Source organism: Gordonia jacobaea, from assembly GCF_965344965.1.
Taxonomy (GTDB): domain Bacteria; phylum Actinomycetota; class Actinomycetes; order Mycobacteriales; family Mycobacteriaceae; genus Gordonia; species Gordonia jacobaea.
Map to the genome: position 1 here is coordinate 850,016 of NZ_CBDRLS010000001.1, position 21,681 is coordinate 871,696.

A 21,681-nucleotide genomic window follows, 5' to 3' on the forward strand; every position below is an offset into this window, starting at 1 on the left:
ACCGCACAACACAGCCCCCACCTCAAGGAGCGCCCGAGATGACCGTCACCCCACGACCCGCTGCACACACCGGAGCATCCGGTGCGGCACGCGACAGTGACGTGCGCGAGATCGACACCGGGGTACCCCCGACGCGGTTCGCGCGCGGCTGGCACTGCCTGGGTCTGCTGTCCGAGTTCGACGACGGCGAGCCACACTCGATCACCGTGTTCGGCACCAAACTCGCGCTGTGGATACACGACGGCGAGGTCAACATCCTCGACGCGTACTGCAGGCACATGGGCGGCGATCTCAGCCAGGGCTCGATCCGCGACGGGAACGTCGCATGCCCGTTCCACGGCTGGATGTGGAAGGGCAACGGGCGTTGCGCAGGTGTGCCGTACGCGAAGCGCAATCCCAAACTCGCCAAGACTCGTTCGTGGCCGACGATGATCCGCAACGGACAGGTTTTCGTCTACAACGACCCGGAGGGCAATCCGCCACCGGATGACTGCGTCGTCCCGGAACTCGACGAGGTCGGTAGCGATGCCTGGACCGGTTGGACCTGGAACCGCCTGGTGATCGAGGGTTCCAACTGCCGCGAGATCATCGACAACGTCGTCGACATGGCGCACTTCTTCTACGTCCACTACGCGCTGCCCGACTACTTCAAGAACGTCTTCGAGGGCGAGACCGCCGCGCAGTACATGAACTCCCACGGCCGACCCGACATCGACTTCGGCAGCGGATACGCCGAGAGCCGACTCGAATCGATGGCGGCCTATTACGGGCCGTCGTACATGCTCAACCCGATGGTCCAGTTCTACGGCGACTTCAAGATCGAGACCATCCTGACCAACTGCCACTACCCCATCGACGCCAATTCGTTCGTCCTGATGTACGGCATGATGGCCAAGGTGCCCGAGGGCATGACGGGTGAGCAGGCGGCGCGGATGGCCCACAAGATCTCCAAGGGTGTCGAGGTCGGGTTCCTGCAGGACGTCGAGATCTGGAAGAACAAGACGCGCATCGACAACCCGCTCCTCGTCGAAGAAGACGGTCCGGTCTACCAGCTTCGACGCTGGTACGAGCAGTTCTACGTCGACAAGGCCGACGTCACCGACGAGATGACCCAGCGCTTCGAGTACGAGATCGACACCACCAAGGCCGTCGAGAACTGGAGCATCGAGGTGGCCGAGAACCTGCGCCGCAAGCAGGAACGCGAGGCGGCAGAGGCCGCGGCTTCTGAAGATTCCTCCGCGGACAACTCGTCCGACACCGACACGCGCGTCTGAGCATGACCACCGCCGCCGATCGCATCGAGGAGGGCGAGCCCCCGCGGGGCGCCTCACCCGCCCTTGCCGGGTGGTCGAAGGCCCCCGACTTCGGCGACGATCCGCAGCGTCGGGCCGCGGTCCACGAGTCGACGGCACGCGACCGCGAACACTATCTTCGCGGCGGCATGACCGAGATCGAGTGCCGCGGATGCCATGCGTGCGTGCTGGTCAAGAAGACCAGCTCGCACCACACCAGCGTGCAGTGGAACGCCGACGCCCGGGAGCGGTGCAACGAACTCGCCCGTATACGCGCCGAAGGCGGGAATCCGGCGCTCGTCCCGACCTGCTCACGACTGTCGGCGAGCATCGATCACGGTGTCGCAGAAGGGATCATCCCGGCGGAGTCGCCGGAGTCCGATCCCGACGGGTACTGGTGAGCCTGGTACTCGTGAGCGCTGCTGTCGCGCCGACAAACACCACGCCGACGGCCACCAGGATCGCGACGACGAGCACCGCGATCACGCCGTAGCCCGGCTGGAGGATCTGTTCGCCCGGCGCGAGGTCGAGGGTGCTGGTCACCGCGTCGTCGAGCAGTCGTCCCGACGGGTCGGCAATCACGATTCCCGCGGCCACCGCGGCTCCGACCGCGGCGAGCCCGATCACCGCGAGTGCGATCGGACGCAGCCGACGACGCCACCAGCCCACTGCCGCGACAGCAGCGATCACCGCCCCCAGGATGATGGTGACCAGTCCGGGGCGCTGCGTGTGCGCTTCCAGAAATGCGACGTCCTCGGGCGCGGCACCCGGCACCGATACGCGCCCGACACCGGAGATCTTGGAGTTGAGCCCCTGGCTGGAGTCGCCCCACGACACCAGGCTGAACGCGACGATCAGCAGGCCGGACACCGCGAAAAGCGGCCATGCGAGTGCGCGCGCACGTTCTGTCATGCGGTCAAGCGTGCCACCCCGGGTCTCGCTCGCGTACCGACCTCCGGTGTTCGCCGACGCCGCCGATGACTTTTCGCGAGGATGGAGGTCAGTACCAGCGTCCGAGACCAGCGACCACAGAGAAGAGCCACTGCCATGACCGAATACACCGCTCCCCCCGGCGCACCCGTCTGGTTCGACCTGATGAGCAGCGACACCGCCAAGGCGATCGACTTCTACAGCGACTTGTTCGGGTGGAAGGTCGAGGACCCGAACCCCGACTTCGGCGGATACCAGAACTTCACTCTCAACGGTCACCGCGTCGCCGGCCTGATGCCCGCCATGGGCGAAGGGTCGGTGCCCAACGTCTGGTCGTCGTACCTTCGCACCGACGACCCCGAGGCCACTCTCGAGCTGGTCAAGGCAGCGGGCGGATCGGTCATGCTGCCTCCGATGGAGGTCGGCGAGGAGGGCACGATGGCCGTGGCGGTCGACGCCGCAGGCGCGGTGATCGGCTTCTGGAAAGCCAACAAGCACAAGGGCTTTGCCGAGTGGGGCGTGCACGGCGCCCCGTACTGGTTCGAGTGCGTGAGCCAGGACTACACCAAATCGGTGGTGTTCTACCCCGAGGTCGTCGGCGCGCGCGTCGAGTCGGTCATCGACAACAGCGCCGTCGAGATCGTCGAGCCGGGCAGCCCGCTGCGGTACGCGCAGGTCTTCTTCGGCGACATGGCCTACGCCGGAATCATGGACGCGGCCAACCTGTTTCCGCCGGAACTGCCCTCCTTCTGGCAGATCTACATCTGCGTCGACGACGTACCCGCGACCGTCAAGCGCGCCGAGGAGCTCGGCGGCTCGGTCATCATGCCCGCCACGGACACGCCGTACGGCACCCTCGCCACGGTGCACGACCCCAACGGCGCACTGATCTCGCTGGGGCACCCGCCGGCCGGGATGTAGGCGCGCTCCAAACGCGGCTCGAACCTGCAGACGCGGTCGGTGTACCAGCCGCGTCTGCGAGTTCGGGCCGCGTTTGGGCATGAGGGGAACCGACGGGCGGTCGTGCGCGTCGGAGCTGTCATGACCCCGTTCATCGCAGACGACCACGGCATCATCTACCGCAAGAAGGCACTGGCCGACGGCTTCACCGACGACGATCTGCGCCGAGCGTGCCGACGCGGCGAGATCGTCCGTGTCGGCCGCGGCGCCTTCGCGCCCGCGGAGAAACGCACGCCCGACGACGCGCACCGGCTCACCGTGATCGCGTCGGCGGTGCTCGGCACTGTCGCGGGAGTGGTGACCCACCAGTCGGCCGCAGCAATGCACAGGCTGCCGATGCTCAAACCCAACTTCGCGCGCCTGCACGTCACCACCGGCGACGCCAACCACGGCGGACGCACGGCCACCAGGCACACGCACGTCGGAGTGGTCGCGCCCAGCGAGACAGTCGACGTCGACGGTGTGCTGGTCAGCTCGCTCGAACGAACAGCCGTCGACATCGCCTGCACGAGCCCGATGGGCTTCGCCGGCGCACTCGCAGTGCTCGACGCCGCGCTGCGCCTCGGCGCCGACCGCAGGCTCATGCGCAAGATGCTGCGGGCTACCCGTCGGGGCGTCGGACAGGCGCGCCGTGCGCTCGCACACGCCACTGCCGACGCGGAGAGTCCCGGCGAGTCGTGGTGTCGGGCGCAGATCATCGAGGCGGGCCTGCCGATTCCGCGCCTGCAGCACGAGTTCCGCGATCAGGACGGGTTCGTCGCGCGCAGCGACTTCGACTGGTCGGGGCTGCTCGTCGGGGAGTTCGACGGAAAGGTGAAGTACCAGAAGTACTTACGGGACGGCGAAGACGCCACCGACGCCGTGGTCCGGGAGAAGAAGCGCGAGGACCGACTGCGTCGACTCGGCGTCATGGTGATCCGCTGGACCTGGGCCGACCTCGAGCGGGGCACCGTCGCCGCGTCGGTCCGGCAGTGGCTCACCAAACTGCAGCTCGACGTGGCGTGAGCGGATCGTCGAACTCCAGACGCGGCTCGAACCTGCAGACGCGGTCGGTGTACCAGCCGCGTCTACAAGTTCGGGCCGCGTTTGGGCGAACGCGGCTCCCCTCAGACGCCAGCGTTCGCGTCGGCCTTCTTGCGCAGCTCGAGGGCGATGTCGATGAGCTGATCCTCCTGCCCGCCAACGAGTTTGCGGTTGCCGGCCTCGATCAGGATGTCCGCCGCGGAGACGCCGTACCGTTCGGCGTGGCCCTCGGCGTGCTTGAGGAACGAGCTGTAGCAGCCCGCGTAGCCCATCATCATCGACGAGCGGTCGACGAGGCACTCCGACGGCATGGCGGGCCGCACGACGTCCTGCGCGGCGTCGGCGATCTTCATGAAGTCGACGCCCGTGGTGATCCCGAGCTTGTCGCACACTCCGACGAAGGCCTCGGTCGGCGTGTTCCCGGCGCCCGCGCCGAAACGTCGGATCGATCCGTCGATCTGCTGTGCACCCGCCCGAATGGCGTTGATGGAGTTGGCAACCGCGATGTCGAGGTTCTCGTGACCGTGGAAGCCGACCTGGGCGTCGTCGCCGAGTTCCGCGACGAGTGCCTGCACGCGAACCGTCACGTCTTCGAGCACGAGCGCACCGGCGGAGTCGACGACGTACACGCACTGGCAGCCGGCGTCGGCCATGATGCGCGCCTGCGCGGCAAGCACTTCCGGCGGTTGACTGTGACTCATCATCAGGAAGCCGACGGTCTCCAAACCCAGCTCGCGAGCCAGCCCGAAGTGCTGAATCGACACGTCGGCCTCGGTGCAGTGCGTCGCGATCCGACAGATCTGACCGCCGTTGTCCTGCGCCGCCCGGATGTCGTCCTTGGTGCCGAGCCCCGGCAGCATGAGGAACGCGATCTTCGCGCGCTGCGCGGTCTCGGCGGCCGCCTTGATCAGTTCCTGCTCAGGGGTTTTGGAGAAGCCGTAGTTGAACGACGACCCGCCGAGTCCGTCGCCGTGGGTCACCTCGATCACCGGCACTCCGGCGTCGTCGAGCGCGCCGACGATGGACCGCACCTCGTCGACCGTGAACTGATGACGCTTGTGGTGGCTGCCGTCGCGCAGCGACGAGTCGGTGATCCGGATGTCGAGCGTGTCGGAGTACTTGCGCGCGTGCGCCATGAGATCTGTTGTCGCCGTGGTCATGCCGACACCCCCAGCTTCTGCTTCGCGATTTCTTCGCCGACCTTGGTGGCGGCAGCCGTCATGATGTCGAGATTTCCCGCGTACGGCGGTAGAAAGTCGCCTGCACCCTCGACCTCGACGAAAATCGAGACGCGCGCGTGCCCGCCGTTGAGCACACTGGGCGGATCGAACTGCGGATCCTGCAGCAGCCGGTAACCCGGAACGTATGCCTGGATGTCCTTTTCGCGCTGATGGATCGACGCGGCGATCGCGTCGGTGTCAGCATCCTCGGGAATCGCGCAGAAGATGGTGTCGCGCATGATCATCGGAGGGTCGGCCGGGTTGAGGATGATGATCGCCTTGCCGCGCTGCGCACCACCGATCGTCTCGATCCCCTTCGACGTCGTGCGCGTGAACTCGTCGATGTTGGCGCGCGTGCCCGGCCCCGCCGAGACCGATGCCACCGACGCGACGATCTCCGCATACGGCACCGGCACAACCGAACTCACCGCGTGCACCATCGGAATGGTCGCCTGCCCACCGCAGGTGATCATGTTAGTGTTCGGGGCGTCGAGATGCTCACGCAGGTTGGCGGGCGGCACCACCGCAGGCCCGACCGCCGCAGGCGTGAGGTCGACGGCGACGATGCCTGCCTCCTCGTAGCGCGGCGCGTACTCGCGGTGCACGTAGGCCGACGTCGCCTCGAAGATCAGATCGGGCTTCTCCGACGACGCGAGCAACTCGTCGGCGCCGCCGCTCATGGTGATCAGCCCGTGGTCGGCGGCACGTTTCATGCCCTCGGAGTCGGCGTCGATACCGACCATCCAGCGCGGGTCGATGACCTGACTGCGTTCGAGTTTGTACATGAGGTCGGTGCCGATGTTGCCCGACCCGATGATGGCTGCGGTCAGCGTTGCCGCCACGGTGCCTCCTGTGGGTGTGTGGTCATGGTCTTGACGAAAACTATTGGGACTCAGGTGAAGTCCAGCGTGACGGTGCCGAGCCCCGCGAACTCTGCGACGACGTGGTCGCCGGGCGCGACGTCGAAGGCCCGTGTCGCTGTCCCGGGAAGTATCAGGTCGCCCTTGCGCAGCCGCACCCCGAAGCCCTCGACCTTGCGCGCGAGCCACGACACCGCGTTGAGCGGATGCCCGAGCACCGCAGACGAATTGCCCTTCGCGACAACCTCACCGTTGCGGTGCAGCACCGCGTCGACGTCGCCAGTGTCGATATCGCCGATGGCCACCCGCTGCTCGCCGAGAATCCATCCGCACGACGACGCGTTGTCGGCGATGGTGTCGCAGAGCGTGATCTTCCAGTCCGTGATCCGCGAGTCGATGAGTTCGATCGACGGGACCACCCACTCGACGGCGTCGATGACGTCGTCGTTGGTGCACCCCTCGCCCGGCAGGTCCTTGCCGAGGATGAACCCGACCTCCACCTCGACCCGCGGGAAGCACAGCTTGGCCGTGTCAATCGGCGACGACTCGTAGTACTGCATGGTGTCGAGCAGATGCCCGTAGTCGGGTTCGTCGACGCCCATCATCTTCTGCATGGCTTCCGACGCAAGGCCCACCTTGTGCCCGGCGACCTTCGCACCCGCATCGAGACGCTTGCGGATATTGATCAGCTGGATCTCGTATGCGTCGACGACGTCGAGGTCGGGATGGGTGTCGGTCGGCCGCTCGATGGCGGTTGCGGTCTGTTCCGCTGTCCACAGATCCGCCGCGATCTGCTCGCGAGTTGCCTTGTCGACGGCCACTTCTGCTCACTTCCGGGGTCGGTACGGCTCACATCTACCGCGGCGAGCACGCAGGCCACCACGGCATGAACACGTTCTAGTTTAGAACATGTTCCAGTTTTGCGGCAGTCCCTTCGGCGCTCCGCCCCGCCTCCGCGCACGCCTCAGTCGATGACGGCAGGACTGAACGTCGGCGGGTCGCCGAGCATCGCGCGGTGCGACGGCGGCTGCCGACCGTCGGTGTCGACGACGCCGTACTCGGCAGCGAGTTCCGCCGCGATGAGCACGCGCCCGCTCCGCGACATCAGATCGGGGTCGTCGGCGAGCGCGGCGATGACCCGCCCGACGAACTCCGGCGATTCGGCGTTGGCGGCGAGACCGGCATACGCATCCGGGTGATCGGCGAAGGCCTCACGCGTGCGCTCGGTCAGCAGCAGGCCCATCCACAGCGAGATCACAGCGACGTCGTGCGGCCGGAAGTCGACGGCCATGTCGTGGGCCAGTTTGTCGACGGCAGCCTTGCCCGCGCCGTACGCGGGTCCGTGCATGTAGCACGCGCCCCCGAACGACGAGGTGTTGACGATCAAGCCCGAACCGCGGTGCACCAGAAGCGGTGCGGCGTAATAGCTGGCGACATACGTCGACCGCATTCCGACGTCGAACAGGTCGGTCAGCGAGAGCGGCTTGCTCCAGAACGGGCCCTTCGTCGTCAATGCGTCCGGAAGGGTCAGCGCGTTGTTGACCATGATGTCGAGGCAGCCGCCGTTCTCGTCACCGACGCGCTCGAACAGTGCGGCGACGGCTGCGTCATCGGCGTGGTCGAGCACCACCGGGATACCGACGCCACCGCGCCGGCTCACCTCGGCAGCGGTCGAGTTCACCGAACCGGGCAGTGCACTGTCGCCGTCGTTCCCGGTCCGCCCGGTCACGTATACCGTGGCCCCGGTCGCACCCAGCGCGAGCGCGATTCCCCTGCCCGCACCCCGGCTCGCCCCGGTCACGACAGCCACTCGACCTTGCTCCATGCGCACCGACTCTCCCACACCCTGGCGCCACATTTCTGAAACGTGTTCTAATTCGTATATAGAACACGTTCCACCACGGAGCACGAAGGGAACCCGATGGCAGGCGAGCGCGAGCAAGAACAACCAGAGACCTACGACGTCGTCGTCGTGGGTGCGGGCGCGGCAGGGCTCAGTGCCGCGATCACCGCTGCGGCGCAGGGCCTCACGACGGTGATCATCGAGAAGTCGCCGTACTGGGGAGGCTCGACGTCGCGCTCGGGTGGCGGCGTCTGGATCCCGAACAATTCAGTGCTGAAGCGCGACGGCGTCGACGACACAACCGAGCGGGCCCGCGAGTACGTCAAGGCAATCATCGGCGAGCACGCACGCGAGGACCGCATCGACGCCTACATCGACCGCGGCCCCGAGGCACTCGACTTCCTCATGAAGCACGCCCCTCTCGACCTCGAGTGGGTGAAGAACTACTCCGACTACTACCCCGAAGCGCCGGGCGGCCGGCTGGGCGGGCGCAGCGTCGAACCTCGCCCCTTCGATGCACGAGCACTCGGCGACGACCTCGACACCCTGCACCCGCAGTACACCAAGGCACCGCTGAACATGGTTGTGCTGCAATCGGATTACCGCTGGCTCAACACCGGCATACGCCATTGGCGCGGCCCGGCACGGATGGCCAAGGTCGGCGGCCGATTCTTCTGGGCACGCTCGCGCGGTAAGAAACTCATCGCGATGGGTGCGGCGCTCGCCGCCGAGCTGCTGCTCGGCGTTCGGCAGGCCGGCGTTCCCCTGCGGCTGAACACCGGCCTCGTCGACCTTCTCACCGACGACGGCCGCGTCGTCGGAGTGAGAGCGGAATCCGACGGCAAGCAGTTCGACATCCGCGCCGAGAAAGGCGTGATCCTCGCGTGTGGCGGCTTCGAGCACAACGTCGAGATGCGCCGCAAATACCAGCGCGAACCGATCGGGTCCGACTGGACGACGGGCGCGCCGTCGAACACCGGTGACGGCATCAACGCCGGCATCAAGATCGGCGCTGCGGTGTCGCTGATGGACGACGCCTGGTGGGGACCGACCATTCCCCTGCCGCGCGGGCCGTGGTTCGCACTCTCCGAACGCTCGGTCCCCGGCACGTTCATCGTCAACATGCGCGGCGAGCGATTCATGAACGAATCGCTGCCCTACGTGGAGGCGGTGCACCAGATGTACGGCGGCGAGTTCGGCCAGGGCGACGGCCCGGGAGAGAACGTGCCCGGCTGGCTGATCTTCGACCAGACGTGCCGAAACCGATATCTCTTCGCGGGGATCAACGCTCGACAACCGTTGCCCAAGAAGTGGTTTGACTCCGGGGTCGTCGTCAAGGCAGACACGATCGCCGAGCTCGCCGACAAGATCGGCGTTCCCGCCGACGCACTGACCGCGACAACCGAACGCTTCAACGGATTCGCGAAGTCCGGCGTCGACGCCGACTTCCATCGCGGCGAGAGCGGCTACGACCACTACTACGGCGACATCACGAACAAGCCCAACCCGAGCCTCGGGCCGGTCCGCAAGGCGCCGTTCTACGCGGTCAAGATGGTGCCGGGAGACCTCGGCACCAAGGGCGGCATCGACACCGACGCGACCGGCCGCGCGCTGCGACCGGACGGCTCGGTCATCGAGGGCCTCTACGCCGCGGGCAACACCAGCGCACCGGTCATGGGCCACACCTATGCCGGCCCCGGCGCCACAATCGGCCCGGCGCTCGTCTTCGGCTACCTCGCCGCGCTCGACGCCGCCGCACGCACCGGGCAGGCAACCCCGACGTCGACGACGGCAGGAGCGTAAGCCGTGCCCATCGACCCATCGGTCGCAGTCGGGGCAGAGTTGCCCGAGGTCACCTTCTCGTGGACGGCATCCGACGTCGCGCTCTACCACCTCGCCGTCGGAGCAGCCCGTGATCCGCTCGACGCCGACGGCCTGCGCTACGTCGACGACGACGCTCCCAAGGTGTTACCGACATTCGCGACGGTCGCCGCGACGTTCCACGCGACGCAGGCTCCCACGGTCTCCTTCCCCGGTATCGACATCGACCTGGCGAAGGTCGTTCACGGCAGCCAGCAGATCACCGCGCACCGACCACTGCCACCGGAGGGCAAGGCGACGACGCGCAAGCGGATCGTCGAGGTCCAGGACAAAGGGTCTGCGGCGGTCATCATCTCCGAGGGCATCACCGTCGACGAGACGGGCGAACCGCTGTGGACCGAGCGGTCGTCGATCTTCGCCAAGGGCGAGGGCGGTTTCGGAGGTGAGCGCGGGGCGTCGAGCAAGGTCGCCTATCCCGACCGAGCACCCGACGCGATCCTGCAGGTCCCCACGCGGCCGAATCAGGCGCTGCTCTACCGGTTGTGCGGCGACCGCAACCCACTGCACTCCGACCCGGCATTCGCCGCGGCCGCCGGATTTCCGCGGCCCATCCTGCACGGCCTGTGCACGTATGGATCGGTGTGTCGGGCCGTCGTCGACGGACTCCTCGGTGGTGAAGTCGTTGCGGTAGCCGACTTCTCGGCAACCTTCGCGGGCGTGGTGTTCCCGGGTGAGACGCTCGACGTTGCCGTGTGGGACGAGGCCGACAGGCTCCTGGTGACGGCCTCGGTGATCGAACGCGAGAATGCCCCGGCGCTGGCGAACGTGGTTGTCGAGAAACGCCGCTGAGCGTCCGATGGGAGTAGCGGACGCGACGTCGTAGGTGGATGCCGCCAGCGCGCACCATCACAGTCGGAACCGATAAGGTCACTGACGGTCATTCCCGCTACCTCCCGTGGCTGCGCCACGGACCATGAAGGAGATTCGATGAGCGATTCGCTGCAGTCACTGCTCGGAGCCAACCGTCCGGCAGTGGTCAACGATTTCGTCGGCGTCATCGCCGCCGAGGTGTCGGAGCAGAAGGGTCTCAGCGGCGCCGCCGTCAAAGCCGCTTACGGCGCTGTCCAGAAGATCAAGCCGGACATCGTGACTCGGGCTACCGACCAGTTGCTGCCCGACTTTCTCACCGCGCTGCAACCGTTCTGGGACAGCAAGCCTGCCGGCGTCGCGTTCGGTGATCACCTCGCGGCGAATTCCGACGCGGCATCCGAAGCGCTGCTCCAGGTGACCGACGACCAGGTGTCGAACGCCAAGCCTGCGCTCGCGAAGGCGTACAACTCGCTGCGCGGCAAGGCGAAAGGCTATGTGGCCGCGGCACTTCCACGAGTCGGCGCAGTCATCGAGAAGTACGCGGGCTGAGTCCGACGTGTCAGCTGGTCGCGCTAGGCCGCGGAGGTGATGATGAGAACCAACACCACACCGACCGCGATCAGCGCGGCCAGCATCGACAACACCCGCCAGATGTGCAGGCGGACCGGCGTCGTGTCGGTTGCTCGTGAAGATGCGACCTGGGATGAGGCCATGATCTCTCACTTTCGATCGTCCGGGATACCCGCCAGCTACCTGATCGAATACTCCCGGTGTGTTACTACAGTGATAAATGTGTCACATGGTGCAGGAGTTTGTGGCGTTTCCCGGCAGCGTGTCGTGAATAACCTCGACCCGATAGCGACGGGGACTACATGGCCGGGCTGACACGCACGCGACTGACGCGCGAGAACACGCGCGCGGCGTGGCTGATCCTGATCGCCTGCGCTGCGGTCAGCATGGTGGTCGCCGCCATGGCCGCGCTGAACACCGCACTCGCCGACATCGCCATCGACATCGGCGCTGACTCGAGCCAGATGACATGGATCGTCGACGGCTACACGTTAGCCCTTGCGGCACTGCTGCTTCCGGCAGGCGCCATCGGTGACCGCTTCGGGCGACGCGAGGTCCTGATCGTCGGTCTCGTCGTCTTCTCTGTCGCCTCACTGCTGGCGATCTGGACGACCGATCCCACCCAGTTGATCTGCACCCGAATTCTGGCGGGCGTCGCAGCGGCACTCATCATGCCCACCACGCTGTCGCTGATCACCTCCGGTGTGCCCGCGGACAAGCGCAGTATCGCCGTGAGCATTTGGGCGGCGGTGGCGGGTGCGGGAGCGATCGCGGGATTCTTCGTCACCGGCGTCCTGCTCGAATTCTTTTCGTGGCACTCGATTTTCATCACGTTCGCGGCGTCGGCTCTGGTGACTGCCCTGCTGTGCCTGACGATCGGAACCTCCCGCGACAGCAATCCTGGACGCTTCGACTTCGGCGGTACCGCCCTATCGGTCCTCGGCGTGACCGGAATCGTCTTCGGTCTTCTCGAAGCACCACACCGCGGGTGGGGCGACGCACTCGTTCTGGTCGCGCTGATCGGCGGACTGTTGTTGTTGGTCGCGTTCTGCCTGCTCGAACTGCGCATCACCGACCCACTGCTCGACGTGCGCCTCTTCACCAACCGCGCATTCGGTTCCGGCGCACTCTCTGTGGCATTGCAGTTCTTCGCGTCATTCGGCGCCTTCTATCTGCTGCTGCAACGACTGCAACTGGTGATGGGCTACTCCCCGCTGCAATCGGCTTTCGCACTGATGCCGATGGTCATCGGTGTCAGCGCTTTCGCGCTCGTGGGCAATTGGGTCGCCGTGCGGTTCCACTCGCTGCGTTTCGTCCTCGCGGGCGGAATCCTCGTCGCAGGAATCGGCATGCTGCTCCTCGGGCTCATCGACTACGACAGCTACCCGATGTTCGCGGCGATGACCGGTGTCATCTCGGTCGGTATCGGACTCGCGACGGCACCGTCGACCACGGCCATCATGTCGAACACACCGCTGGACAACCAGGGCGTCGGGTCGGCGGTCAACGACACAGCGCGCGAACTCGGTGCGGCCATCGGGATCGCCATCGCAGGGTCGCTGCTCGCGGCCGGGTACGCCGCCCGGATCGGGCCGACGAGCGCGCTCGCACACGACCAACTCGACGCCGCAGGACGCCAACGCATCGCCGCGGGAGACACCGCGGGCGGCCAGGCGCTGCTCGCCCAAGCCGACGAGGCGTCGACTCGCATCGGCAAATCACTCGCGGAGGCCACCGAGGTGGCACACCGGCTTCCCGAGCAGGCGAGCGGTCTGGCGCGGGCCATCCTCGACGGCGCGCAAGACGCGTTCATCACGCCGATGAATCAGGCGTGCGTCGTCCTCGGAGCGGTCCTCCTCGCCGGCTCCGCCGTGTTGCTGTGGCTCGCGCCTCGTCGTGTCGTCGCCGTCACCTACCCCGACAACCAGACCGACCCCGATATGGGGGAACCCGTGACGAAGGCCAACGAGTTCGGCTGGGCGGACGACGACAGGCAACGCTCGACAGACAGGTGAGCAGCGTAGGCTCGCTCCGGTGATCGAGGCGAGCAGCGCGTTCGGCACCGTGGTCGCGGTCGTCGTGTTGGTCGTGACCATCGTCGCCACCGTATCGGTCACACGCGTCCCACCCGCTGTTGTCGCCGTGCCGGCAGCGTTGCTCGTCGTCGCGCTGGGTCTCGTCGACTGGCACACCGCCGCGGCAGAGGTTCGGTTCATGCTGCCGACGATCGGCTTTCTCGCGGCGATGCTCATCGTCGCCGAGATCTGCGCACGCGCAGGCGTTTTCACCTGGGTCGGGGTGGTATTGGCCAGGTGGAGTCGCGGTTCGGCGATCGGATTGCTGCGCATCGTATTCGTGGTCGCTGCCGTCACGACCGCTGTATTGTCCCTCGACACCACGATCGTGCTGCTGACCCCGGTAGCCGTGCTGACCGCACGACACATCGGTGCACGGGTCACGCCCATCGCCTACGCGAGCAACCATCTCGCCAACAGCGCGTCGACGCTCCTGCCCGTCTCCAACCTGACCAACCTGCTCGCCTTCGGCGCGGCCGGGCTGTCGTTCACGCGCTTCGCCGCGATCATGGCGTGGCCGTGGGTCGCGGCGATCGTCGTCGAATATCTCGTCTTTCGGTGGTTCTTCGCAGCGGACCTGAGATCGCCCCGCGGGCACGGTGAGGTCGACGATTCTCCCGAGCTCGTCGTATCCGATGCGGCGCAGGATCATTCGGAAGACGTCGAGACGCCACGGGCGCCGCTGCTGACGTTGGGCGCACTCGGCGTGCTTCTCGTGGGATTCGTCGTCGCAGAACCTCTCGGTGTCCCGCTGGCCGCCGTGGCGGGCATCGGGGCGCTGGTGATGGCGCTGCCGTGGTTGTGGCGAACACCCCGCGCAACCAGCGTCGACGCCGTCCGCGCGGCAGGAGTCCCGTTCCTGATCTTCGTTGCCGCGCTGGGTGTGATCATCCTGCCGGTGCGCAACGGCCCCGTTGGTGACCTCTTCTCGACGCTGATGCCGTCCGGGGCAGGCCTTCTCGCGCTGCTGGGAGCCGCGGTGATCGCAGCGGTCGCCGCCAACCTGTTCAACAATCTCCCGGCGACGCTGCTGCTCGTCCCGCTCGTGGCGGGTCAGCCCGCGCTGGTGCTCGCGGTACTGCTCGGCGTGAACATCGGCCCCAACTTGGCCGTGTTCGGTTCGCTGGCCAATCTGCTGTGGCGCGACGTCATGCGACGACACTCGGCGTCGACGTCGTCGCGTCTCTATCTGTCGCTCGGGCTGGTGTCGGTGCCGCTGACACTCGTCGCCGCAGTGCTCGCGCTGTGGGTCGGGCTGCGGGCTTTCGGGTGAGCCCCGGCAGAGATCTCGGCCGTATCGGTCAGCGGAAGAGCTTGTCCACGAACGGGATAGAGTCGACCTTCGACGCGTTGACCGTGCCGCTGTGGTCCTTGTCCGGGTAGAACCGGAACGTCACGGGCTGGTTGTTCGCCTTGAGTCGCGACACCAGGAGCAAGACTCCGGGGGTGTTGACGTCGGTGTCGAGGCCGCCCTGCCCGATGAAGAACGGTTTGTCGTAGCCGGATTCGGGGATACCCATGTAATCGGTGAGTTTCGCCTGGAATCCGGGGATATCGGACAGCGGGCGGCTCAGCAGTTTTCCGGGATCGACCTTCTGCGATCGAACCAGGGCGCCGAGCTCGTTGTCGGAGTCGCACTGGGTCTCTGCTTTGTCGACCCAGTATCGGCCGTACGGAGTCAGGAACGAGTTGATGTTCCATTCCGGGAACGACGTACGGAGTCCGGACAGGATGTACATCACGTAGATCGTCGTGTTGGGCGAGAACCCGCCGAGCCGGACCGGCGACGGACGACCAAGCGCCGCAACGAGATTCTCGATATATGCCGGAACGCCGGTCCCCACAGCGCCGCGGTAGTCCAGATCCTTGCCACCGAACTGGGTTGCGTAGCGAGCCGTCGTGATCGCGGCGCCACCGCCCTGCGACTGCCCGACGACCGCCCACTTGCGCGACAACTGCGGATACACCTGCCGGGCCGCCTTCACGCTGTCGACGATGCTGTGCGCCTCGACGCGACCGTTCAGATACGGATGGTTACCCGGCGTGCCGAGCCCGACATAGTCCGAGGCGACCACCGCGTATCCGCGAGACATCCACGAGCCGAGGTACTCCCAGTCACGCTCGACGGCGACCGGACCGCCGATGGAGTACGCGCAGTGATCGGCGAGACCGGTTGTGCCGTGCGCCCACGCGATCACCGGCCAGCCGCCCTTGGGCGGCGTACCCGGCGGCAGATAGACCGCACCGCTCGACAACGCAGCCGCATCGCGAACACCCTTGGTCCAGTACGTGATCCGCTTCGCATCGACCGCACCGGGCACCGTGATCCGCGCGGGCAGCGGCTCGGTCGACACCACCGTGCCCGACGGCCCGCTCGGCGCGGCGCTCGCGGGCGGCGCCCCGATCACCGCCGACATCGTCGCGGCGACCACCGCCACCGCCGACACCATCACACCGACCCGACGCCCGACCCTGCTTCGCTTACTCACGATGAACACCGTATACATTGAGCGCCGCCCTCGCTCGGCGACTGCACACTCGGCCGTCTCGAGCGCCCAGTCGACAGTCTCGAGCGCCCAGTCGCCGGTCTCGAGCGCCCAGTCGACCGGTATTCCCGTCGAGTGGGCGCCTCATCGTGCCGAGTGGGCGCTCCGTCGCGCCGAGTGGGCGTCATACGCCTGCCGACTCCGGGGCCGCTGGCGCTGTGGCCGCGGTGGCTTTCGCCCACTTGTAGTCGGCTTTACCGGCGGGCGTCCGCTTCACCTCGTCGACGAATACGACGGTCCGCGGGACCTTGTAGCCGGCCAGCGACTCGCGGCAATGGGTCTGCAGGTCTTCGAGAGTCGGCTCCGATTCGCCCTGTGCCACCGCGACCACCGCGCCGACCCGCTGCCCGTACTTGGGATCGGGAATCGGAACGACGAGAGCGTCGGCGACGGCGGGGTGCGCGTGCAGCGTCGCCTCTACCTCCTCGGCGTACACCTTCTCGCCGCCGGTGTTGATGCACTGCGAGCCGCGACCGAGGAACACGATGGTGCCGTCGGCCTCGACGGTCCCCATGTCGCCGAGCACCGAGATGCGTCGACCGTCGGGAAGCGTCGGAAAGGTCTTGGCCGACTTGGCCTCGTCCTTGTAGTAGCCGAGGGGCACATTGCCGATTCGCGCGATGTACCCGACATCGCCCGAGCCCGGGGTGATCTCGTTGAGCGATTCGTCGACCACCATCATCTTGTCCGTCGGCGGCACCCGAAGGTTGCCGTTGTCGTCCATCATGATCTCGCCGTCGTTGCCCGACTCCGAGGCTCCGAAGTTGTCACGCAGCACCAGGTCTGGCTTCACCGCGGCCATGCGCTCACGCACGTGTTGCGACCAGATCGCCCCGCCCGAGGTGATCGAGAACAGCGAGGACAGGTCGACGTCGCCTGTGCGGCGCTCGAGTTCGTCGACGAGCGGCATTCCCATCGCGTCGCCGACGATGAGGATGATCTGGATCTGCTCGTCCTCGATGCCCGACACGATCGCGGCGGGATCGAAGTCGCGCATCAGCACCAACCGACCGCCGAGCGTGAGGAAGGTGAACAACGAATACGACGCCGCGCCGTGCATCAGCGGCGCCGCGATGTTGAAGGCGATCGACGGAAAATCCTTCACCGCCGCACCGACTTCTGCGAGATCCTTGCGCGCCTCGCCATACGGATTGCCACCGGAGATCGGCTTGCGGAAGAAGTCGTCGTGTCGCCAGATCACGCCCTTGGGGTAGCCGGTCGTGCCGCCCGTGTACAGGAGGTAATGCTCGTCGCCGGTTCTCGTCTCGAAATCTCGTGCGTCGGAGAGCTTCTCCGAATCGGCAAACTGTACGACCTGCACAGTGCGTCCGTCCGGCAGATCGTCGGCCGCCGCGCGCAGTTCGTCGACGATCTCCCCGATGACGAATACCGTTCGTACGAGCGGCAGTTCGGGCAGCAACGTGGCAACGCTGCGCTGATGCTCAGGTTCTTCGACGACGATTCCCCGCGAGTCGGAGTTGTCGAAGATGTAGCTCAACTCGGCATTGGTGTAGCGATAGTTGACGTTGACGGGTACTGCGCGCACCTTCAGCAGGCCGAGCAGGCTGGTGACGTGTTCGACGCTGTTCTTGAGGAACAGTGACACGTTGTCGTCGAGTCCGATGCCCTGCGCGGCGAACATGTGCGCGACCTGGCTGGAGAGTCGATCGAGCTCTGCATAGCTGATCTGGCGTCCGCCGTAACTGAGGGCTATGCGGTCGGGTACCGAATCGGCGACTGTCTCGAAGACGTCGGCGAGGTTGAATTTCATTGCTGCTGGCTCCTCTTGCTGCACTGCTTGTGACCCGTCATCTCTATCCGCGCTGCGCGGCGCTCACGCCGCCGTCAACACCAAACCGCTTGTCGGAACGCCTGTTCCGGCCGTCACCACCACCCGCTCTGCGCCCGGCACCTGATTCACCGACGTGCCACGTAACTGCCGGACGGCTTCGGCTATACCGTTCATTCCGTGGATGTATGCCTCCCCCAACTGACCTCCGTGTGTGTTCAACGGGAGCCGACCGCCGACTTCCAACGCACCCGGCTCCCGCACGAAATCCTTTGCCTCGCCGCGCCCACAGAACCCCAACTCCTCCAACTGCAACAGGGTGTACGGCGTGAAGTGGTCGTAGAGGATCGCGGCGTCCATGTCGTCGGGCCGCAGTCCCGACTGCTCCCACAGTTGCCGACCGACAAGGCACATCTCGGGCAATGCGGCGAGTTCGTCACGGTAGTAGCTCGTCATGATGAACTGGTCGACGCCGCTGCCCGATGCCGCCGCGGAGATCACGGCAGGCGGATTCGGTAGGTCGCGTGCACGTTCGGCCGACACGACGACGATCGCGACACCGCCATCGGACTCCTGACAGCAATCGAGCAGATGCAACGGTTCGGCGATGTATCGCGACTGCTGGTGGTCGGCCAACGTGATGGGCTTGCCGTAGAAGAACGCCTCGGGATTGTTGGCAGCATGCTTGCGGTCGACGACGGCGATGCGTCCGAAATCCTCACTCGTGGCGCCGAACTCGTGCAGGTACCGCTGCGCGACCATGGCGACGAACGCTGCCGGAGTCGACAACCCGTGCGGATAGCTGAACGCGTTGTCGGTGCCCGACGAGTTCTCCTGGTTGGCCACAGCCGAATTCACCTGTCCGAAGCGCAAACCCGACCGCTCGTTGAACGCCCGGTACGCAACGACCACGTCGGCCACGCCCGTGGCCACAGCCATCGCTGCCTGCTGCACCGTCGAACAGGCCGCACCTCCGCCGTAGTGAATACGCGAGAAGTACGTGAGCTCGGGAATTCCCACAGCGCGGGCGACCGCGATCTCCGAGTTGGTGTCCATGGTGAAACTGACGAGACCGTCGACATCGGCGGGGGTCAGGCCGGCATCCGCGAGCGCAGTCTGCACCGCCTCGGTCGCCAACCGAAGTTCGCTGCGCCCGGAGTTCTTGGAGAACTCGGTGGCCCCGATCCCGGCGATCGCGGCTGCGCCCGACAACTGCCCCATCAGCGACCTCCCCTCATGAGCGTGACGGTCGAGATCACATGCTTACCAAGAGCATTCGTTCCCGTAACGGCCACGGTGACCAGATCGTCGTCGACGTCGGTCACCTCGCCGGTGAAGGTCAACGAGTCGTAGGCATACCACGGCACACCGAGTTTGAGCTTGATCGAACGAATCCTCGCAGACGGACCGGCCCAGTCGGTGACGAATCGTTCGACGAGTCCGGTGTCGGTGAGAATGTTGACGAAGATGTCCTTGGACCCCTTGGCCTGAGCGAGGTCGCGGTCGTGATGGACATCCTGGAAGTCACGGGTTGCCAGCGCTGTCGATACGATGAACGTCGGCGTCGCGTCGATTGTCAATGGCGGCAACGTTGTTCCTACTTCGACAGTGGGGATCGCACTGGTCGTCACTGCGCCTCCTGTGTGGTCGGGCGCCACGCGTGCAGCGTCCAGGCGTCGGTGCCCGACTCCTCGTCGGCGGGAAAGTCGAGGAACATCGCCTCGACGCGCTGCCCGATGTGCACGTCGGCGGGGTCGACGTCGCGCAACTCGGCGAGCAGTCGGACGGGAGAAGACAGCGGCAAACCGTCGTCGTCGCTGTCACCGCTGTCACCGCTGTCGACCGATTCGAATCCGTCGAGTTCGACGAGGGCGACCACGAAAGGCAATGCGCGCCCGGGTACCTTGGGTGCGCGGTGCACCACATAGCTGTAGACCGTTCCTGTGCCCGACGCGACGACGTAGTCGGTGACCGGCACGGTGCCATCGGGTTGCCGAGGCTTCCAGGTCGCGGGTATCGGCGGATGACGCAGCGTTCCGTCGTCGAGTTTCTGAATGCGCAGTTCGTGGGCGGCGATGCCCTCCCAGAAGAACTCGGTGTCGCGAGAGGCGCTGGGCCGCAACATCCGTGAGGGGTCGAGGTCAGAGGGCACGTCGCCTGCGCCGGCATCCCTGGGCGCCACGTCGTCGTGCGGGCGGAACTTCAGGATGCGGAAATCCATCTCGGCGACCACCTCGTCGTCGACCGACCAGGTGTTGCGCGTGGTGAAGAACCAACCCTCCCCCAGCGCCGTCTGCTTGGGTCCGACGACGTCGACCAGTTCGGCAGACAGCGAGACCTGCTCTCCCACATCGAGATAGCGATGATAGGTGGTGTCGCAGTTGGTGGCCACGACGGAGGTGTACCCCGCCTCGTCGAAGAGTTCCGACGCCCGGCCGAGCGGATCGTCGGCCGTACGCTGCCCGTTCAGCCCGCGCATCGTCCACACCTGCGCCATGGCGGGAGGTGCGACGATGCCCGAATGTCCTGCGGCACGCGCGGCGTCGGCGTCGACGTAGACAGGGTTCGTGTCGCCGATGGCCTCGACCCAGTTGTTGATCATCGGGGTGTTCACGGGATCGCGCCCGAGCGTCGGCGCGCTCGGCCCGGCGTCGATGATCGCCTGCGCGGCGGTGCGGATGTCGCTCATCGCTTCGCCCTCGGCAGTCCTAGTCCGGCGGTCGCGATCATGTCGCGCATCACCTCGTTGACGCCACCTCCGAAGGTGATCACCACGTTTCTCTTCTCCTGAACGTCGAGCCAGTCCACCAGCGCCGCGGTCTCGGGATCGGTGAAATCCCCGTAGCGGCCGATGATCTCGTCGATCATTCGGCACACCACTTGAACGCGCTCTGTCGCGAATACCTTCGTCGCCGCGGCATCGGCCATCGAAATGGCCTCCCCCGTCGACGCGACCTGCCAGTTGAGCAGTTCGTTGATCCGCGCGTACGCATCGATCTGGGCGAGCGCCCGCGCGACGTCGGGATGCTTGGCGATCACCGTGCCGTCGGGGCCGGGACGCGACGCCCACGCACGGACACGCGACGCCAGTCCCTCGATACGCCCCGCAGGTCCGAGCATCACCCGCTCGTGGTTGAGCTGCGTGGTGATCAGTCTCCACCCGCCACCCTCGTCGCCGACGCGCATCGACACCGGAACGCGAACATCGTTGTAGTACGTGGCATTCACGTGGTGGGCACCGTCTGCGGTGATGATGGGCGTCCAACTGAAACCGGGATCGGAGGTATCGACGATGAGGATCGAGATGCCCTTGTGTTTAGGGGCGTCCTTGTCGGTGCGTACCGCCAGCCAGATGTAGTCGGCGTCGTGCCCGCCGGTGGTGAAGATCTTCTGTCCGTTGACCACGTAGTGATCACCGTCGCGTACCGCCGTCGTGGTCAGTGAGGCGAGGTCGGTCCCGGCGTCGGGTTCGGTGTAGCCGATCGCGAAATGGACGTCGCCGGCAAGGATTCTGGGAAGGAAGAGCTTCTTCTGCTCGTCGGTTCCGTGTACCTGGAGGGTGGGGCCGACCGTTTGGAGCGTCACCGCGGGAAGCGGAACGTCGGCGCGCACTGCCTCGTTGGTGAAGATCTGCTGTTCGATCTCCCCGAACCCCTTGCCGCCGTACTCCTTCGGCCATCCGACCCCGAGCCATCCGTCGCTCCCCATCTGTCGGATCACGTCCCGATAGGTGGGGCCGTGGCGCTCGGTGAGCATCGTCTGTGCTGCCGTGGGGTCGACCAGATCGGCGAAATACTCACGCAGATCTGCGCGCAACTCCTGCTGCTGCGGCGTGAGGTCTATGAACATCGGTTACGTCCCCTGCGGATTCGGTTTGAGCGG

General features: G+C 66.2%; 21 protein-coding genes. 9 read left to right on the forward strand and 12 right to left on the reverse strand.

The features are described 5' to 3' along the window. The first annotated feature begins 38 nt into the window (after nucleotides 1–38). Both ACRVY7_RS03895 and ACRVY7_RS03900 read left to right on the forward strand, forming a co-directional pair. On the forward strand, nucleotides 39–1,274 hold the full coding sequence (locus ACRVY7_RS03895) for a 3-ketosteroid-9-alpha-monooxygenase, oxygenase component (RefSeq protein ID WP_431816049.1): 1,236 nt from the start codon (nucleotides 39–41) through the stop codon (nucleotides 1,272–1,274). Between the two features lie 2 nt (nucleotides 1,275–1,276). Then, nucleotides 1,277–1,693: a hypothetical protein gene (locus ACRVY7_RS03900; RefSeq protein ID WP_431816050.1), complete on the forward strand. Its 417-nt coding sequence runs from the start codon at nucleotides 1,277–1,279 to the stop codon at nucleotides 1,691–1,693. On the opposite strand, the gene ACRVY7_RS03905 is transcribed toward ACRVY7_RS03900, so the two are convergent. Next, nucleotides 1,647–2,204, reverse strand: coding sequence for a hypothetical protein (locus ACRVY7_RS03905; RefSeq protein WP_431816051.1), 558 nt, complete (start codon nucleotides 2,202–2,204; stop codon nucleotides 1,647–1,649). The genes ACRVY7_RS03900 and ACRVY7_RS03905 overlap by 47 nt on opposite strands. Nucleotides 2,205–2,339: 135 nt before the next feature. On the opposite strand from ACRVY7_RS03905, the gene ACRVY7_RS03910 reads away from it, so the two are divergent. Both ACRVY7_RS03910 and ACRVY7_RS03915 read left to right on the forward strand, forming a co-directional pair. Further along, on the forward strand, nucleotides 2,340–3,143 hold the full coding sequence (locus ACRVY7_RS03910; protein ID WP_431816052.1) for a VOC family protein: 804 nt from the start codon (nucleotides 2,340–2,342) through the stop codon (nucleotides 3,141–3,143). Nucleotides 3,144–3,263: 120 nt separating this feature from the next. Then, nucleotides 3,264–4,187 carry a hypothetical protein gene (locus ACRVY7_RS03915; RefSeq protein WP_431816053.1) on the forward strand — a complete coding sequence of 308 codons (924 nt, stop codon included), beginning with the start codon at nucleotides 3,264–3,266 and terminating at the stop codon, nucleotides 4,185–4,187. Between the two features lie 101 nt (nucleotides 4,188–4,288). Here ACRVY7_RS03915 and dmpG read toward each other — a convergent pair whose 3' ends face one another. From dmpG to ACRVY7_RS03935, 4 genes are all read right to left on the reverse strand, one after another. Continuing rightward, entirely contained in the window at nucleotides 4,289–5,365 is a 1,077-nt protein-coding gene (gene dmpG, locus ACRVY7_RS03920; protein ID WP_431816054.1) for a 4-hydroxy-2-oxovalerate aldolase, read from the reverse strand. After that, entirely contained in the window at nucleotides 5,362–6,267 is a 906-nt protein-coding gene (locus tag ACRVY7_RS03925) for an acetaldehyde dehydrogenase (acetylating) (protein WP_431816055.1), read from the reverse strand. The genes dmpG and ACRVY7_RS03925 overlap by 4 nt, the downstream gene beginning before the upstream one ends. 50 nt (nucleotides 6,268–6,317) lie before the next feature. Further along, the gene (locus tag ACRVY7_RS03930; protein ID WP_431816056.1) at nucleotides 6,318–7,106 is read right to left on the reverse strand and encodes a 2-keto-4-pentenoate hydratase; all 789 of its coding nucleotides are present in this window, start codon (nucleotides 7,104–7,106) and stop codon (nucleotides 6,318–6,320) included. Nucleotides 7,107–7,249: 143 nt separating this feature from the next. Continuing rightward, on the reverse strand, nucleotides 7,250–8,110 hold the full coding sequence (locus ACRVY7_RS03935) for an SDR family NAD(P)-dependent oxidoreductase (protein ID WP_431816057.1): 861 nt from the start codon (nucleotides 8,108–8,110) through the stop codon (nucleotides 7,250–7,252). A 96-nt stretch (nucleotides 8,111–8,206) separates the two neighbouring features. Here ACRVY7_RS03935 and kstD point away from each other — a divergent pair, with 96 nt between their 5' ends. The 3 genes from kstD to ACRVY7_RS03950 all read left to right on the forward strand — a co-directional run bounded on the left by kstD (nucleotide 8,207) and on the right by ACRVY7_RS03950 (nucleotide 11,368). Next, nucleotides 8,207–9,931, forward strand: a complete 1,725-nt coding sequence (gene kstD, locus ACRVY7_RS03940; protein ID WP_431816058.1) for a 3-oxosteroid 1-dehydrogenase — start codon at nucleotides 8,207–8,209, stop codon at nucleotides 9,929–9,931. Nucleotides 9,932–9,934: 3 nt separating this feature from the next. Beyond that, nucleotides 9,935–10,798, forward strand: a complete 864-nt coding sequence (locus ACRVY7_RS03945) for a MaoC/PaaZ C-terminal domain-containing protein (RefSeq protein WP_431816059.1) — start codon at nucleotides 9,935–9,937, stop codon at nucleotides 10,796–10,798. Nucleotides 10,799–10,936: 138 nt separating this feature from the next. Then, nucleotides 10,937–11,368, forward strand: coding sequence for a DUF6918 family protein (locus tag ACRVY7_RS03950; RefSeq protein WP_431816060.1), 432 nt, complete (start codon nucleotides 10,937–10,939; stop codon nucleotides 11,366–11,368). A gap of 23 nt (nucleotides 11,369–11,391) precedes the next feature. Here the strand turns inward: ACRVY7_RS03950 and ACRVY7_RS03955 are convergent, their stop codons facing one another. Next, a complete protein-coding gene (locus ACRVY7_RS03955; RefSeq protein WP_197494559.1) occupies nucleotides 11,392–11,532 on the reverse strand; it encodes a hypothetical protein in 141 nt (46 codons plus the stop codon). 159 nt (nucleotides 11,533–11,691) lie between these two features. Between ACRVY7_RS03955 and ACRVY7_RS03960 the strand changes: the two genes are divergently transcribed. Together ACRVY7_RS03960 and ACRVY7_RS03965 are read left to right on the forward strand one after the other, a co-directional pair. Next, nucleotides 11,692–13,404, forward strand: coding sequence for an MFS transporter (locus ACRVY7_RS03960; RefSeq protein WP_431816061.1), 1,713 nt, complete (start codon nucleotides 11,692–11,694; stop codon nucleotides 13,402–13,404). Nucleotides 13,405–13,423: 19 nt separating this feature from the next. Further along, nucleotides 13,424–14,737 carry an SLC13 family permease gene (locus ACRVY7_RS03965; RefSeq protein WP_431816062.1) on the forward strand — a complete coding sequence of 438 codons (1,314 nt, stop codon included), beginning with the start codon at nucleotides 13,424–13,426 and terminating at the stop codon, nucleotides 14,735–14,737. A gap of 28 nt (nucleotides 14,738–14,765) precedes the next feature. On the opposite strand, the gene ACRVY7_RS03970 is transcribed toward ACRVY7_RS03965, so the two are convergent. The 6 genes from ACRVY7_RS03970 to ACRVY7_RS03995 form a co-directional block, all read right to left on the reverse strand. Further along, nucleotides 14,766–15,971 (reverse strand): alpha/beta hydrolase family protein, encoded by a 1,206-nt coding sequence (locus tag ACRVY7_RS03970; RefSeq protein ID WP_431816063.1) that lies wholly within the window; start codon nucleotides 15,969–15,971, stop codon nucleotides 14,766–14,768. A gap of 163 nt (nucleotides 15,972–16,134) precedes the next feature. Next, nucleotides 16,135–17,781, reverse strand: a complete 1,647-nt coding sequence (locus ACRVY7_RS03975; RefSeq protein ID WP_431816064.1) for an AMP-binding protein — start codon at nucleotides 17,779–17,781, stop codon at nucleotides 16,135–16,137. Nucleotides 17,782–17,844: 63 nt separating this feature from the next. Further along, nucleotides 17,845–19,020, reverse strand: coding sequence for a lipid-transfer protein (locus tag ACRVY7_RS03980; protein ID WP_431816065.1), 1,176 nt, complete (start codon nucleotides 19,018–19,020; stop codon nucleotides 17,845–17,847). Continuing rightward, complete coding sequence (locus ACRVY7_RS03985) at nucleotides 19,020–19,430, reverse strand: MaoC family dehydratase (protein WP_049698040.1); 411 nt, start codon at nucleotides 19,428–19,430, stop codon at nucleotides 19,020–19,022. The genes ACRVY7_RS03980 and ACRVY7_RS03985 overlap by 1 nt, the downstream gene beginning before the upstream one ends. Then, nucleotides 19,427–20,488, reverse strand: a complete 1,062-nt coding sequence (locus ACRVY7_RS03990) for a bifunctional MaoC family dehydratase N-terminal/OB-fold nucleic acid binding domain-containing protein (protein ID WP_431816066.1) — start codon at nucleotides 20,486–20,488, stop codon at nucleotides 19,427–19,429. The genes ACRVY7_RS03985 and ACRVY7_RS03990 overlap by 4 nt, the downstream gene beginning before the upstream one ends. Next, the gene (locus tag ACRVY7_RS03995) at nucleotides 20,485–21,648 is read right to left on the reverse strand and encodes an acyl-CoA dehydrogenase family protein (RefSeq protein ID WP_431816067.1); all 1,164 of its coding nucleotides are present in this window, start codon (nucleotides 21,646–21,648) and stop codon (nucleotides 20,485–20,487) included. Before ACRVY7_RS03995 ends, ACRVY7_RS03990 begins: the two co-directional genes overlap by 4 nt. Nucleotides 21,649–21,681: the final 33 nt, after the last annotated feature.